Source organism: Eikenella sp. NML03-A-027 (assembly GCF_001648395.1).
Classification (GTDB): Bacteria; Pseudomonadota; Gammaproteobacteria; order Burkholderiales; family Neisseriaceae; genus Eikenella; species Eikenella exigua.
The window spans coordinates 1-14,493 of record NZ_LXSM01000011.1; the positions used below are offsets into that span (position 1 = coordinate 1).

At 51.4% G+C, this 14,493-nt stretch carries 10 protein-coding genes, 2 tRNA genes and 1 pseudogene; 3 read left to right on the plus strand and 10 right to left on the minus strand.

Features of this window, described 5'->3' with window-relative positions; all coding sequences use genetic code 11:
- The first annotated feature begins 410 nt into the window (after positions 1–410).
- Together A7P96_RS11490 and A7P96_RS11495 are read left to right on the plus strand one after the other, a co-directional pair.
- Positions 411–706 (plus strand): annotated as a pseudogene (locus A7P96_RS11490) (hypothetical protein).
- A gap of 198 nt (positions 707–904) precedes the next feature.
- The gene (locus A7P96_RS11495) at positions 905–1,261 is read left to right on the plus strand and encodes a hypothetical protein (protein WP_369799139.1); all 357 of its coding nucleotides are present in this window, start codon (positions 905–907) and stop codon (positions 1,259–1,261) included.
- Between the two features lie 408 nt (positions 1,262–1,669).
- Here the strand turns inward: A7P96_RS11495 and prfB are convergent, their stop codons facing one another.
- The 4 genes from prfB to A7P96_RS04575 all read right to left on the minus strand — a co-directional run bounded on the left by prfB (position 1,670) and on the right by A7P96_RS04575 (position 8,914).
- Positions 1,670–2,773, minus strand: a complete 1,104-nt coding sequence (gene prfB, locus A7P96_RS04560; RefSeq protein WP_067525102.1) for a peptide chain release factor 2 — start codon at positions 2,771–2,773, stop codon at positions 1,670–1,672.
- A 215-nt stretch (positions 2,774–2,988) separates the two neighbouring features.
- The gene (potE, locus tag A7P96_RS04565) at positions 2,989–4,305 is read right to left on the minus strand and encodes a putrescine-ornithine antiporter (protein WP_067448633.1); all 1,317 of its coding nucleotides are present in this window, start codon (positions 4,303–4,305) and stop codon (positions 2,989–2,991) included.
- Between the two features lie 127 nt (positions 4,306–4,432).
- Positions 4,433–6,595: an ornithine decarboxylase gene (locus A7P96_RS04570; RefSeq protein ID WP_067525105.1), complete on the minus strand. Its 2,163-nt coding sequence runs from the start codon at positions 6,593–6,595 to the stop codon at positions 4,433–4,435.
- A 522-nt stretch (positions 6,596–7,117) separates the two neighbouring features.
- The gene (locus A7P96_RS04575) at positions 7,118–8,914 is read right to left on the minus strand and encodes an aminopeptidase P family protein (protein ID WP_067525107.1); all 1,797 of its coding nucleotides are present in this window, start codon (positions 8,912–8,914) and stop codon (positions 7,118–7,120) included.
- A 30-nt stretch (positions 8,915–8,944) separates the two neighbouring features.
- On the opposite strand from A7P96_RS04575, the gene A7P96_RS10690 reads away from it, so the two are divergent.
- Positions 8,945–9,193 carry a hypothetical protein gene (locus A7P96_RS10690; RefSeq protein ID WP_156496270.1) on the plus strand — a complete coding sequence of 83 codons (249 nt, stop codon included), beginning with the start codon at positions 8,945–8,947 and terminating at the stop codon, positions 9,191–9,193.
- A gap of 22 nt (positions 9,194–9,215) precedes the next feature.
- On the opposite strand, the gene A7P96_RS04580 is transcribed toward A7P96_RS10690, so the two are convergent.
- The 6 genes from A7P96_RS04580 to A7P96_RS04605 form a co-directional block, all read right to left on the minus strand.
- Positions 9,216–10,703: a peptide MFS transporter gene (locus tag A7P96_RS04580; protein ID WP_067525109.1), complete on the minus strand. Its 1,488-nt coding sequence runs from the start codon at positions 10,701–10,703 to the stop codon at positions 9,216–9,218.
- Positions 10,704–11,387: 684 nt separating this feature from the next.
- On the minus strand, positions 11,388–12,080 hold the full coding sequence (locus A7P96_RS04585; RefSeq protein ID WP_067525110.1) for an epoxyqueuosine reductase QueH: 693 nt from the start codon (positions 12,078–12,080) through the stop codon (positions 11,388–11,390).
- Between the two features lie 214 nt (positions 12,081–12,294).
- Positions 12,295–12,867, minus strand: coding sequence for a 50S ribosomal protein L25/general stress protein Ctc (locus tag A7P96_RS04590; RefSeq protein WP_003824618.1), 573 nt, complete (start codon positions 12,865–12,867; stop codon positions 12,295–12,297).
- A 65-nt stretch (positions 12,868–12,932) separates the two neighbouring features.
- Entirely contained in the window at positions 12,933–13,916 is a 984-nt protein-coding gene (locus A7P96_RS04595; RefSeq protein ID WP_156496276.1) for a ribose-phosphate pyrophosphokinase, read from the minus strand.
- A gap of 389 nt (positions 13,917–14,305) precedes the next feature.
- A tRNA-Gln gene (locus A7P96_RS04600) sits at positions 14,306–14,382 on the minus strand.
- Between the two features lie 19 nt (positions 14,383–14,401).
- Positions 14,402–14,478: transfer RNA gene (locus A7P96_RS04605), tRNA-Gln, on the minus strand.
- Positions 14,479–14,493: the final 15 nt, after the last annotated feature.

The following is a 14,493-nucleotide window of genomic DNA, read 5'->3' on the forward strand; positions in this document are numbered from 1 at the left end:
GCTGAACCGTAAAACTGACAACAAAACCGTGCCGTAAGGAACAGCGAAGATGCGGACTATACGCCTACCAAAATATTTTGTCAAATACCGAAAAACAAAATATCCACAAACAAAAACTAAAGCACTAAGACGGAAGAAATTTCATTAGCAGAAAATTGCGTACCACATCTGCCACCACTCTCATCCATCCCCTTTTCTAGTTACTAGTTAAACGACATAGAATATACGCCGTTAAAAACATCCCATAGGTTTCCAGTATGAATTTCCCGCCCTGCCAAGCTCCCTTCATCCGCCCACGCCGGATGCGTAGAGATGATTTTTCTCGTTGCCCGATGCGTAAGCATCCCCTCACTTAATCTACCCTGTATTCGTGCTGGAGCAATGCTCTGGCAACGAGCCCATTCCTTTCCATGCCCGACATTGAGCGGCAAACCTTGGATAACCTGCTGCACCAAGCTGAGCAAGCTTGCGAACTGGGCATTCCCATGCTGACCTTATTTCCTGCTTCAGTGCCGCATAAAGACCTAACTGCCAGCGAAGCCTACAACCCAGAAGCATCGTACCGCACACCGTGCGCGCCTTGCGCGACCGCTCTCCCGAGTTGGGCATGATGACTGATGTAGTACTCAACCCCTACACCAGTCACGGCCAAGACAGCTTGATTGATGAAAATGGCTACGTATGTATTATAATGATGAAACCGTAGAAGTGCTGATTAAATAAGCATATGCCACGCTGAAGCCGGCGTACAAGTGGTTGCCCCTCCGATATGATGGACGGTCGTATTGGCTCCATCCACGCGCCATCCACGAAGCCTTGGAAGATGCCGGCCACATCCATACCCGACTGATGGCCTATTCTGCTAAATTATGCTTCCACCTTCTACGGTCCGTTCCGCGATGCAGTGGGCAGTTCCGCCAACTTAGGCAAGGCTGACAAACGCACTTATCAAATGGGTCTCGCCAACAGCAACAAAGCCTTGCACGAAATCGCGCTCGACTTACAGGAAGGTACAGACATGGTGATGGTGAAGCCTAGCCTGCCCTATCTCAATGCCATCCGCTGCATGAAAGACCAATTCGGCGTACCCTCCTATGCCTACCAAATATCCAGCGAATACACCATGCTCCAAGCCGCCATCAAAAACGGCTGGCTTGACGGCAACAAAGTTATCCTCGAAAGCCTGCTCGCCTTTAAACGCACCACCGCAGAGGCATTCTCACCTAATTACGCCATTGAAGCGGCCAAACAGCTAAGCTAACCGCCCAAGCCGGGCTCACCTGCATCCCCTGCGCCCCAAAGCCCGCACATTACAGGCCGTCCGGTACAGCCAGCACAAAAACACCAAACCCGAACACAGCAGCAAACCAACCAACACCCAAGTTCCAGACACTGCCACCCTGCCAAGTTGCCGGGTTCCCCTGCCGACAATTCCAGCCAACCCAACGCCTTCAACAAAGCTGTTCCCACCAGCCAACTCAATAATTGGCTCAGGCACACCAATACCGCTAAAAGTTGCACCCGCTGAGTAAGGCTAGCTTAGGCGAAATGTGTATTCACGCTGTCGTTTAGTCATCATATTGCCCCTTGAGTTAAACGTTTGAGGCTACCTGAAACCCTCATCACACTTTCAGGTGGCCTTTCTGCATTCAAATCACTTAGGCGGCAATCACATGCCCTGTTTCAAGCTGGCTTCGATGAAGTCGTCCAAATCGCCGTCGAGCACGGCTTTGGTGTTACCGGTTTCGTGGCTGGTGCGCAAGTCTTTGATGCGGGAAGAATCGAGCACGTAGGAGCGGATCTGGCTGCCCCAGCCCACGTCTGATTTGCCTTCTTCCAGCGCCTGTTTTTCTTCGTTGCGTTTGCGCATTTCCAGCTCGAACAGTTTGGCGCGCAGCATTTCTTCGCACACGCGGCGGTTGTCGTGCTGCGAGCGGCTGTTTTGCGACTGCACCACGATGCCGGTGGGAATATGCGTCATGCGCACGGCGGAATCGGTTTTGTTGATGTGCTGGCCGCCGGCGCCGGATGCGCGGAAGGTGTCGGTACGCACGTCTGCCGGGTTGATTTCCACTTCAAAGCTGTCGTCCACTTCGGGATAGACGAACACGGAAGCGAAGGAGGTGTGGCGTTTGTTGTTGGAATCGAATGGGGAGTGGCGCACGAGACGATGCACGCCGGTTTCGGTACGCAATAGGCCGTAGGCGTATTCGCCTTCCAAGCGGATGGTGGCGCGATTGATACCGGCAATTTCGCCGTCGTCCTGCTCCATGATTTCCACTTTGAAGCCCTTGCGCTCGCCATAGCGCACATACATGCGCAGCAGCATACCGGCCCAGTCTTCGGCTTCAGTACCGCCGGCGCCGGCAGTGATATCGATAAAGCAGTTGTTCACGTCGGCAGGCTGGTTGAACATGCGCTTGAATTCAAGCTCGGCCATTTGTTTTTCCAGCTCGGCTACATCTTCCTCAATCGCGGCAAAGCTGTCTTCATCGCCCTCTTCCAGCGCCATATCGATAAGCAGGCGGTTGTCGTCGATGCCGCCGGCGATGTTGTCGAGCGTGAGCACGATGCCTTCGAGCACTTTGCGCTCTTTGCCGATTTCTTGGGCGCGTTTGGGATCGTTCCAAAGCTCAGGATCTTCGGATAGGCCGACCACTTCTTCCAGCCGGTCTTTTTTGCCGTCGTAATCGAGATACACGCGAATTTCGACACTGCGTTTTTCCAAGTCGGCGAGGGTGTTGTTGAGTAGGTTGATGCGTTCGGCTTCCATAATTATTGTCTTGGTGTTTAATGCGTTAAATTTAAGGGGCGTATTGTAACAGATTCGGGAAGGCTGCCCGAAAGCCGGAGCGTATTTTTCAGGTAGCCTTCAATCCATGAGGCTACCTGAAAAAGCGCAGCCCCCGAATTCTCCTCTATTAGAATTCGGGGGCTGCTTTTAGCAGGTTTGTCTAAACTGTATTCAGACCGGCTTGCTGCAATCGATTAGTACGGCTCTTTCAGGTCGAATTTTTTGCCTGCAACCTGGCCGTAGATCAGCCAGCCGAAGAAGGTTACCAAACCGCCGCCGAGCATGGCGTCTGCGCCTGAACCATACAGGGCGTAGAAGCTGTAGATATTACCAATCAGGGCAACGATGGTGGTTACTTTCAACTCGCCAGCCGGCACGTTGCTGACTTTCTGCATGACATACAGGGCAGACATAGACAGTACGTAGGGCACGAGGTTGGTTACTACAGCCAAGTTCACCAATACGTCGAACTGCTCACTCAAGCTCGGGCTTATGGTCATCAGGGAAAGCAGGGTTTGAACCACGCACAGGATGATCATACCTACCAACGGAGTGTTAGATTTGGTAACAGAGCTGAACGCTTTGGGGAAGTAACCTTGGTCAGCACTGGATTTGAACACTTGGGCCACAGTGAACTGCCAACCCAACAGGGAACCAGTACAAGCCAGCACCATCAAACCCATTACCACTTTGCCGATAGTCGGGTTAAAGATTTGGGCAAACACCAAACCAAACGGGCCATCGGAAGCAGCCAAAGCAGCATTATCGACAATACCGGCTACTACGTTGGTAGAAACGATATAAATTACCGCAGTCATCAGGGTACCGCCCAATACAGCGATCGGCACGTTTTTCTCAGGGTTTTCTACGGCATCAGAGTTTGCACAGGCAGATTCCAAGCCAAGGAATGACCACAAGGTGATTGAGATGGATTTCGGCAGTGCTTCAAACACACCGTAGTTATGCGGGTTCCAAGCGGCAGCATATTTAGCGCCATCAAACCAGAACCAGCCGATAATGGAAATACCAACCACCGGAATCACCACGCCCCACACGGTGAAGCTGCCGATGCGGCCGGTGATGGATGCGCCGCCGAAGTTGGCAACCGTGGTTACCCATACGAAGATAATGGTCCACATGGCTACTTGCTGCGGAGAAAGCTGCCATTCCATCAACTGGGCAAGGTAGCCTACTGCGGTAATAGCAATAGCGATGTTGGCAATTACAAGAGAAACGGCGTAGGTGTAGTTGGCAATAAAGTTACCGGATCTACCGAAGGCATACTCGGCATAACCACCCATACCACCAGCATTTTTACTGAAGCGGCCACACTTGGCGAACGCGTAAGCCAAGGCCAGAGAGCCACCAGCGGTAACTAGCCACGATAAAATAGAAATCGTACCAACCTGAGCCAATTTGGCCGGCAACAGGATGATGCCTGAGCCCATCATATTTACCATGGTGAGAATGGTCAGTTGCACCACGCCCATCTTGTTTTGAGAGGTTGACATATACTTAATCCTTCTTAATGCAGCAGGCGGGTTTAACCAATATTCTGGCGAAGCCTGCGCTGCCGCGCAATCAAATTTATCTAACAAAGGCTACCTGAAACCGTTTCAGGTAGCCTGATACGGCTTATTAGCCTTTAACCACTACATGACCGAAAGCACGGCGGCTGCCGTCTTCCACGGTCTGCAGATATACACCTTGCAGCTCAGGTTCGAAACCAGGCAAGCAGTTGATGCCTTCTTCGAGAGCCAGGAAGTATTTCTGCACTGCACCACCCCAAACTTCGCCCGGGATAGTACACAGTACGCCCGGAGGATAAGGCAGAGCACCTTCAGCAGCGATTTGACCAGCGATTTCGCTCAAGCGAACCAGTTTCACTTCGTTGCGGATGAAGGCTTGCTGTGCGTCGTAGGGCAGCATAGCTTGTTTCGGCCAGCCATCGGCACGGAACATCTCGCTCTGCAACTGTTTCATGTTGTTGCGTTTGTAGAAGTCGTGCATTTCTTGGCACAGGCGACGGATGGTGTAGCCTTTGTAGTACTCAGCATTGCGGCCGTATACAGTGGGCACCACTTCGCTCATCGGGCTGTCAGCTTCGATGTGTTTTTCGAAGCGAGAGATCAGAGCAACCAAGTGTTCCATCTTAGCCAGATCTTCGGCTGGAGTCATCAGGAACAGAATGGAGTTCAAGTCGCATTTTTCCGGAACGATACCGTTGTCGCGCAGGAAGTTAGCCAAAATGGTAGCTGGTACACCGAAGTCTTCGTATTCACCGGTTTCCACGTTGATACCAGGAGTGGTCAACAGGAATTTGCACGGGTCAACAAAGTATTGGCCTTTACCGTAGCCAGGGAAGGAGTGCCATTTAGCGCCCGGCTCAAATTCGAAGAAGCGCAGATCTTGAGCAATCTTCTCGGTCGGGTAAGATTCCCACGGTTTGCCGTCGATGGTTTCCGGAATAAACGGTTTGATCAGCTTGCAGCTTGCACGCAGCATCTTACGAGCTTCAATACCTACGGTTACGCAGTCGCGCCACAGGTTGCGGCCTACTTCACCATCCAAAACCCGAGCGTTCACGTCCAGAGAAGCGAACATCGGGTAGAACGGGCTGGTAGAAGCATGAATCATGAACGCATTGTTGAAGCGTTTGTGGCTGCAATAGCGTTTCTGGCCTTTAATGTGGCTGTCTTTTTTGTGAATCTGAGAAGCTTGAGAGAAGCCAGCCAGTTGTTTGTGTACGGATTGGGTAACGAAGATGCCAGGATCGTTTTCGTTCAGTTCCAGCAACATCGGTGAGCAATCGCGCATCATCGGGATGAATTGCTCGTAACCTACCCAAGCAGAGTCAAACAGGATGTAGTCGCACAAGTGACCAATGCGGTCTACTACTTGGCGAGCATTGTAGATGGTACCGTCGTAAGTACCCAACTGAATAATAGCCAAGCGGAACGGACGTTCTTCTTTAGCACGCTCCGGAGCAACTTTAGCCAGTTGTTCGCGGATGTAAGCTTCTTCGAAGCAGGTGTTGTCGATACCGCCGATGAAGCCGTAGGGGTTACGGGTGGTTTGTAGATAAACTGGAATAGCGCCGCCAGTAATCAGCGCGCCGATGGTGTTAGATTTGTGGTTATTGCGGTCGAACAATACCAGGTCTCCTTTAGCCAAGAGAGCATTGGCCACCACTTTATTGGAAGAAGAAGTACCGTTCAGAACGAAATAGGTCTTGTCGGCATTGAACACTTTGGCAGCGTATTGCTGGGCTGCACAAGCAGGTCCTTCGTGGATCAGCAAATCACCCAAGCGAACGTCGGCATTGCACAAGTCGGCGCGGAATACGTTTTCACCGAAGAATTCGTAAAATTCGCGGCCGGCAGGGTGTTTGCGGTAGAACTGTCCACCTTGGTGTCCGGGGCAGTCGAACTGGGCGTTACCGATATTTACATACTGCTTCAGCGTACCGAAAAAAGGAGGGGCAAGTTTGGAACCATATTGATTTACGGCAGTATCCACTTGGCGGCCATAGTATTCTTCATTGCCGCGACCTAATTGAATCACGCCGTTCACACGGGTCAACAGGCTTTCGGGCACGCTCTCGCCGGGCTGCAGAGCAACAAATACCGGAATACCGAAGCCGGTGGCTTCAACCTGCTCTACAGCCTTGGCTGCGTCAGCAGTAGAAGCAACAACGGCACCAATACCTGCGAGGTCGGCACCTTGCACGTCCACCACATCTAACTCAGTGGTGAAGCCCTGTTGAACAGACGGGCTGGCTGCTACTTTCAAAAACGTCATATCAAACTCCTATGTGTTTAAAAACACCGCCGCCAAACCACAGCGGCAGCAATGGGAAAACTCTTTATTGGAGTGATGAGTGTATGTTATGTTTTGTGTTTTTGTGTAGTTTTGTGAATCAGTCATCTTGCTCCGCATTCCACCTAAACAAAATTTAGCATTTTGCTTTATTATTAACCAAACAATAAGTGCTAAATTCTCTGTGCGCTTAAATGAAAACGGTTCACATCTCTATTTCTTTATATGCTAACACAGCGCAATTCTTAAAATTTTTCCCTTGCTGCGCAGTGAAATATTAGCATAACTGCCAAACAACTGCCAAATATTTTTCGCTTGAAAAGCAACAAAAAACAACCCTACTGACCGTAAGTCTATTATTTGTAAAAACAAGTTATGTAAAAATTTCTTTACACGAAACGGAAATTGCCCCTTTCCAGGCAGAAAATATGGCCTGAAAGGCAAAAAACTACCTGAAATCCAGGTAGTCTTTTGTCAGCACGTTATTGAACCACATCATCAAAATCAAATGGGCTGGGTATTCTTTTCCAGCCATGCTTTAGCTGCACCTTCGGTATGTGGGGCCAGTTTTTCGCGCACGAGAGAGTGGTAGTCGTTTAGCCAAGCGGCTTCGTCGTCGCTCAACATACTGCGTTCGATAAGCTGCGTATCAATTGGGCACAGGGTGAGCTGCTCGAAGCACAGGTATTGGCCAAATTCGGTTTCCTTCGGCTGTTTCACGCGACGGTGCACTACCAGGTTTTCAATGCGGATACCCCATTTGCCCGAACGGTATAAACCAGGCTCATTGGAGGTAATCATGTTTTCTTTCATATTGTTGCACTTGAGACCAGAAGTGTTGTAGGCAATTTTCTGTGGACCTTGGTGCACGTTGAGGAAATAACCTACACCGTGGCCGGTACCGTGACCGTAGTCGCACTGCTCTTTCCACAGCGGTGCACGGCAGATGGCATCCAGTACTTGACCGGAGAGATTTTCCGGGAACACTGCTTCGGCTAGGGCAATGTGTGCTTTTAGCACGCGGGTGTAGTCACGTTTCTGCTCGGCAGTAGGCGAACCAATAGGGATAACGCGGGTGATATCAGTGGTACCGTCCAGATAGTGTGCCCCGGAGTCGATCAGCAGGATGCCCTGCCCTGTGATGGTGCTATAGTGCTCGGGTGTAGCGGCATAGTGCGGCAAAGCGGCATTCTCGTTGAAGCCGGCAATAGTATCAAAGCTGAGCGAAATGTAATCGGCCTGACGGCTGCGGTGGTCGATTAACATGGTATCGATATCCAGCTCAGTAACGATTTCGCCGACAGCCAGTTTCTGCTCTAGCTCGGCAAAGAAGCCGCACAAAGCCACGCCGTCACGCACCATAGCATGTTTGGCGTGTTCGATTTCGGCTTCAGACTTGCAGGCTTTAAATAGGGTGCTGGGGTTGATGTCTTTAATTACACGCACGCTGTCGGGCAACTTGCCCAAGGTGTAAACGGCGGTGCGGTCGGGATCGACTAGGAGGCTGCCACTGAGTTTGCCCACGGCATCCACCACGCTGCGGTATTCAGCTACGTCGATTTTGGCTTCGTTCAGCACTTTGCGGCAGGCATCAGTGAGCTTGGTGGGATTCACAAACAGGGTAGCCCGTTCGGCATCAATCAGCAGATAGGAGATAAACAGGGGGTTGAACGGCACGTCATTGCAGCGCAGATTGGTAATCCAAGCGATGTCGTCGAGCGAGGAAACCAAATGACGGTCGGCACCAAACTCTTTCATTGCGGCACGCACACGGGCAAGTTTTTCCGGCACGCTTTCTGGCGAGAATCGGGCTTCGTGTACGAAAATAGGACTTTCCGGCAAGCCGGGGCGGTCGTGCCAGAAGTTATTGAGTAGGTCGGTATCAAGCCGCAGGTAGATGTTTTTCGCAGCAAAATCAGCCTGCATTTCGTGCTTGAGTGAGAGCGACAAACCATCTGCCGGAATGCCGACTACGGAGTTTTCAGGTAGCCTCTCAGCCAACGATTCAACCATGGTGGGGTAGCTCTGGCCGAGTTTCTGCAATACGAAACCGCTGCCTTCGAGCTGGCGTTTGGCCTGTTCCCAATAACGGCTGTCCACCCACAATTCGGCGAAATCAGCGCTCACGGCCAGCGTGCCGACCGAGCCATCAAAGCCGGACAACCAAGCACGGCCGCACCAATGTTCGGGCAAGTATTCGGAAATATGTGGGTCGGCGGAGGGCACAATCCAAACGTCAATTTTCTGTTCTTGCATGGTTTGCCGCAGGGCGGCGAGACGTTGTGCGTGAATATTACTCATAGCTGACTCCTTTGGCAGTTACTGGTAAAGATGCTGTTGATGCAAGGTGTTGCTGCTTTAACTTGTCTGATTGTAAAGTACGCATTTATTGCCGCTTATCGTTGCTATATTAAATATCGCCGGCAGCTGCAAGCCTACCCGAAAACAATCCGCTTACAAAGCGGCAAATATGATTTTTCAAATGCAAAGTTAATGCAATCATATTGCCTAGTTAGAGAAGTATGGAAAACCACCACGACAGCATTTCCCGGCAGGGGTTTTAGTGAGTGGGTAACTTGAGGCTACCTGAAAATCATGCAATTTAGTCTATGTCGCTCAACAGACGGTTCAACATAGGCAGCATCACCAGCAACACCACGCCTGCACTGACGCCGAGGATGCCCAACAGTTGGTAGAATTCAATTACCTTGGTAGCATTATACAACTGGTCGAACAGTACCCCACCCAGTGTGAACCCCAACGAAATGGTAAGGAAATTGAACGATACCATCTGTGTTTTGAATACTTCGGGCGCAATTTTGGTGGCAAACGACAAAGAAATCGGCGAGAGCAGCAGCTCAGCAATGGTAATCGTGAGAATCAGTAGCGCCATTACCACCAGCGGCATAACCTGACCGGAGGAAAGGAAAGGAATGAAGCACAGGTAGGATGCACCCAGAATCACCATCGACAAGGTAAATTTCATGGGTGTTTTCGGCTGGCGGGTGCCCATTTTGGTCCACAGCGCAGCCATCAGGCCGGCAAATACGATAACCCACAGACTCTGTAAAGCGGCCAACCAAGCCACGGGGATTTCAAAGCCCCACAACACGCGGTTAGACGTTTCGTCAAAGTAAATGGTTACCACAGTGTAAATCTGAAACCACACCGCCCAAAACAGGCACATTACCGCAAACATCGGTACATAGGCCAGAATATGGCGTTTTTCCGCATAAGAAACCTGCTCACTGGTGAACATGCGCACGAAATAAGTAAGGCTGGCAATAATTACCACGATCAAGAGTACACGTGAAAAATTTTCCAGATGCAACAGCTTACCCGCAATACTGCCACCTAGCACCATCGAAGCGATTACCGCAATGGATACAGCCAGTTTGCGCCGCTCGAGCGGCAACGGATTGGCAGGTGGAGAGGGCGGCAATTGGCTACGGCCACGCCAGTATTGCCACAGGCCGAAAGCCATGCCTATAGCTGCTGCGCCGAAACCGTAGTGGAAGCCGTATTTCAACTGCAGCCAACCGGTGAGCAACGGGCCGATAAAGCCGCCGATGTTGATGGCAGTGTAAAAAATTGAAAATCCCGCATCGCGCAGGTGCCGCCGCGACGGATCTTCATATAGCGATCCCACCATGGCGCCGGCAGAAGACTTCACCCCACCGCTTCCCAAGGCAATCAGCACCAGGCCAACAATCAGCCCACCCAAACCCGGCAGCACAGCCAGGGCAATATGGCCGAGCATTACCACCACGCCCGACCAAAACAGGGTTTTTTCCGCTCCCAATACGCGGTCGGCCAACCAGCCGCTCAGAATGGTGGCCAAATAGATACTGCCGCTGTATGCGCCTACCACACCGCCGGCCAGATTTTTATCGATGCCCAGGCCGCCGTCTTTAGTGGCGTAGTAGAGGTAAATCAACAGGATGGCTTGCATGCCGTAAAAAGAGAAACGTTCCCACAGCTCAATATGGAACATGGTACCCAATTGACGTGGATGGCCGAAAAAATCACCTTTGGATGAGCCGCCTTCGGTGACGGAAGTGGTAAAGCGTTCATTGGTTGGCGTAGTCATAAAGGATTCCTTGCTAATGGTCTGTTTTTCTATGCCTGCGTACAGACTACCTAAAAAATGCTGCGTTGCGCCTCATCCAACCATGGCAAGCCTGCTTCCGGCCAAGCGGCGCTGTTGTAACAAAAAATAATTCCTCCTTTGGCAGAAGAATACGGACAGTATCCAAATGAAAGCCGCATCCGCTTTTCCTGCACAAAGGGGGACTTGGTGTGGCACATATTAGTATGCACTGCGCCTGCGTGCAAGCATAAATTTGCATTTCCCAACATTTATTTTCCTAGTCAGCAAACCAAAGTGCTTTACAAACGCCGAATACAGTGCCTTTCAGCGATTTTCTCTTTCTTAATAGAAGTGGAAGCTACTTGAAAAATGTGCGCCGGGATTTTCAGATAGCCTCATGTAGCGGTATAGCGATCCGCCCTACTCTGTTGGAAAACTGTAGCGCAGTGTTGCTACGCAAACATCGATTTGGGCAGCTCCTCCCAATTTTCAGGTAGCCTTGGGTGCTGTGGCGAATGGGTATCAACCCCGCATCTACAGGATTTCAGGTAGTCTACGCCTATATCGGTTTTGCTCGCTGCAAGCTATGTAGCAGCTTGTTTCGTACCCGCTCGCTGCAATTAAAGTTGCAATAAAAAGGCTACCTGAAAATTCCAGGTAGCTTTTCCATGTAATCGGCAGCATTCAACCTGCATCCTCTTCATCACCATAATACTTCACCCCGATTCTAATCGGCGGCCGCCCTTGTGATTTACGGTGGGCGTTAGAATCACGCAGTGAGTAGGCACAGCCGCAATATTCCTGCTGGTAGAAGTGCTCGCGCTTACTAATTTCTATCATGCGCGAGCTGCCACCACCTTTGCGCCAATTATAGTCCCAATACACCAAACCAGGGTGTTTTCTGGCGGCGCTGTGGCCGCAATCATTGATTTGGCTCATATTTTTCCAGCGGGAAATGCCGAGACTGCTGGTGAACACAGGAAAGTCGTTTTCATAGGCATATTGGGCGGCTTTTTCAAAGCGCATATCGAAACACATGGTACAACGGACTCCGCGCTCTGGCTCGAATTCCATGCCCCTGGCTTTCTCAAACCATTCTTTACGGTCGTTTTCGTAGTCGTCGTCTTTGTCGATGAAAGGAATGCCGAATTTGTCGGCAAAATGCATGTTTTCTTCTTTGCGCAACAGGTATTCTTTGAGCGGATGAATATTGGGGTTGTAGAAATAGATGGTGTAGTCGATGCCGGAAGCAAGCAGGGCTTCCATCACTTCGCCGCTGCACGGGGCGCAACAGGAGTGAAGCAAGACTTTATTTTGCCCACCCGGCGGAACAAGCACGGGGCGGCTGATGGGGCTGACTTCAATAGTGTGGTTCATGGTTTTTCCATAATTTAGTTTGGGCAGAATTTTAACACCAAACGCAGTAGGGCTGAGGACTGAAGGAGATGGTGGAGCTTTTTCAGGTAGCCTTTTCCAAATACGAAGAAGCTACCTGAAACCGCCAGCTACAACTGTTCAGGTAGCTTTTACACCGCAACACCGGCCAAACAAAACCCCGCTGCAAAGCGGGGTTTGTTATCAAAGCTGCAGCTTATTTGCCGGCAGCGGTTACCGTGGCCACAGCCAGGTTGGCGCCACGGCGCAGGGAGGTGCTTTCCACGCCTTCCGGATATTGGATGTCAGACAGGTGCAATACGTCGCCGGCCACGACTTTTTCGCAATCCAAAACCAGTTCAGACGGGATATGTTTCGGATCCAGCAGCACTTCCACGCTGGTACTCAGCAAAGCCACGCGGCTGTTTTGCAGTTTAACAGCCTGAGATTTCTCGGCATTAACCACGTGCAGCGGCAGGCGGATTTTGATCGGTTTGCCGGCTTCTACGATTTGGAAGTCGATGTGACGCACTTCGCGGCGAACGGGGTGCATCTGGAAATCACGCACAATCACGTCGTGCTCTTTGCCGTTCAGCGCCAGTTTGATGATGGCGGTGTGGAACTCTTCTTTCTGCAGGGCGAAGAATACGGTTTTGTGGTCAACGGAAACAGCAGTGGCGTCAGAGCCGGCGCCGTAAACTACGGCAGGCACACGGCCTTCGCGGCGCAGGCGGCGGCTCGCACCAGTACCTTGCTCTTCGCGCACTTGGGCTTCAATTTTGAAAGACATGGTAAAACTCCATTTAAGTTAAAAAAGCCGTCTGCCGGGCTGCGACCAACCCTGACGGCGGGGGATTACGGGAGGAACAATGCTCCCGGGGATGCCACATCCTCGTTGAAGAGGTATGAGACAGATTCTTCGTTGCTGATACGGCGCATGGTTTCGGCCAGCAAACCGGCAATCGTAACCTGGCGGATACGGTTGCAGTTGCGGGCGGCATCAGACAGGGCGATGGTGTCGGTGATCACCACTTGGTCGATATCAGATGATGCAATACGGTTCACGGCTTCGCCGGAGAACACGGGGTGGGTGGCATAGGCCAATACGCGTTCTGCACCGCGCTCTTTCAGAGCCGAAGCAGCTTTGCACAGAGTGTTGGCGGTATCGATCATGTCGTCCACAATCAGACAGGTGCGGCCTTGAACATCGCCGATGATGTTCATCACTTCAGCCACGTTGGCTTTGGGGCGGCGTTTGTCGATAATCGCCAAATCGGTGTTCAGCACTTTGGCCACGGCACGGGCGCGCACCACGCCACCGATGTCGGGGCTGACCACGGTGAGGTTTTCGATGCGCTGTTGCAGGATGTCGTGAACCAAAATCGGGGTGGCATAGATGTTGTCCACCGGGATATCGAAAAAGCCTTGGATTTGGTCGGCATGCAAATCCACAGTCAGTACACGATCGATGCCGGCGGTGGCGAGCATATTGGCCACCAGTTTGGCGGAAATCGGCACGCGCACGGAACGCGGGCGGCGGTCTTGGCGGGCATAGCCGAAATAGGGTATGGCGGCGGTAATACGGCCAGCGGAAGCGCGTTTAAGCGCGTCGGCCATGGTGAGCAGCTCCATCAGATTATCGTTGGTGGGTGCGCAGGTGGACTGCAAGATAAACACATCGCGGCCACGCACGTTTTCCAAGAGTTCCACGGCGACTTCGCCGTCGGAAAACTTGCCAACGGAAGCACTCCCCAATGAAATACCGAGGTGTTTCACCACATTTTCAGCCAAGCCGGCGCTAGCGTTGCCGGCGAATACCATTAAACTTTCGTATGCCATTTCTTCATTACCTGTGTTGTTTGCGGTCTCGCCGCCGACTGTGGGAAACATTGCCGCTCCCTCGCGCTTGGGTTTGACTGGCTTGCAAATGGTAGATTATACGCCGAGCGCAGGCAAAACCAAAGTGCTGTTTGTGCGGAATATCCACCATTTGTACCTACTTGATATCGGGGGCGGGCAACGAATGCCTGAGCATGGTTTGCTTTCGCCCTTAATTGAGCAATCAAAACCGAATAAACGGGTTTCCACGGCAAGAAAATTCTTACCACTCCGGTTTTCGAACCGATTTTGTTTTGGCGAAACTCGCTACGCTCGTTTTCAGGTAGCCTTTTAGTGTATGGTGCATACAATAAAAATAAAAGCATGTACGCGTACATGCTTTTGTAAGGTGGCTGGGGATGTAGGATTCGAACCTACGCATGCCGGAATCAAAATCCGGTGCCTTAACCAGCTTGGCGAATCCCCAAATGTATTGTTGACGAATCTGGCTGGGGATGTAGGATTCGAACCTACGTATGTCGGATTCAGAATCCGATGCCTTAACCAACTTGGCGAATCCCCAGTACAATCCTGCTAT

Excerpts from the sequence above, each read along its gene's own strand:
- A7P96_RS04595 (WP_156496276.1), bottom strand. The coding sequence starts at position 13,916 with ATGGCATACGAAAGTTTAATGGTATTCGCCGGCAACGCTAGCGCCGGC.
- A7P96_RS04590 (WP_003824618.1), bottom strand. The coding sequence starts at position 12,867 with ATGTCTTTCAAAATTGAAGCCCAAGTGCGCGAAGAGCAAGGTACTGGT.
- A7P96_RS04575 (WP_067525107.1), bottom strand. The coding sequence starts at position 8,914 with ATGAGTAATATTCACGCACAACGTCTCGCCGCCCTGCGGCAAACCATG.
- prfB (WP_067525102.1), bottom strand. The coding sequence starts at position 2,773 with ATGGAAGCCGAACGCATCAACCTACTCAACAACACCCTCGCCGACTTG.
- A7P96_RS04580 (WP_067525109.1), bottom strand. The coding sequence starts at position 10,703 with ATGACTACGCCAACCAATGAACGCTTTACCACTTCCGTCACCGAAGGC.
- A7P96_RS04570 (WP_067525105.1), bottom strand. The coding sequence starts at position 6,595 with ATGACGTTTTTGAAAGTAGCAGCCAGCCCGTCTGTTCAACAGGGCTTC.
- A7P96_RS04585 (WP_067525110.1), bottom strand. The coding sequence starts at position 12,080 with ATGAACCACACTATTGAAGTCAGCCCCATCAGCCGCCCCGTGCTTGTT.
- A7P96_RS10690 (WP_156496270.1), top strand. The coding sequence starts at position 8,945 with ATGCTGTTGATGCAAGGTGTTGCTGCTTTAACTTGTCTGATTGTAAAG.
- potE (WP_067448633.1), bottom strand. The coding sequence starts at position 4,305 with ATGTCAACCTCTCAAAACAAGATGGGCGTGGTGCAACTGACCATTCTC.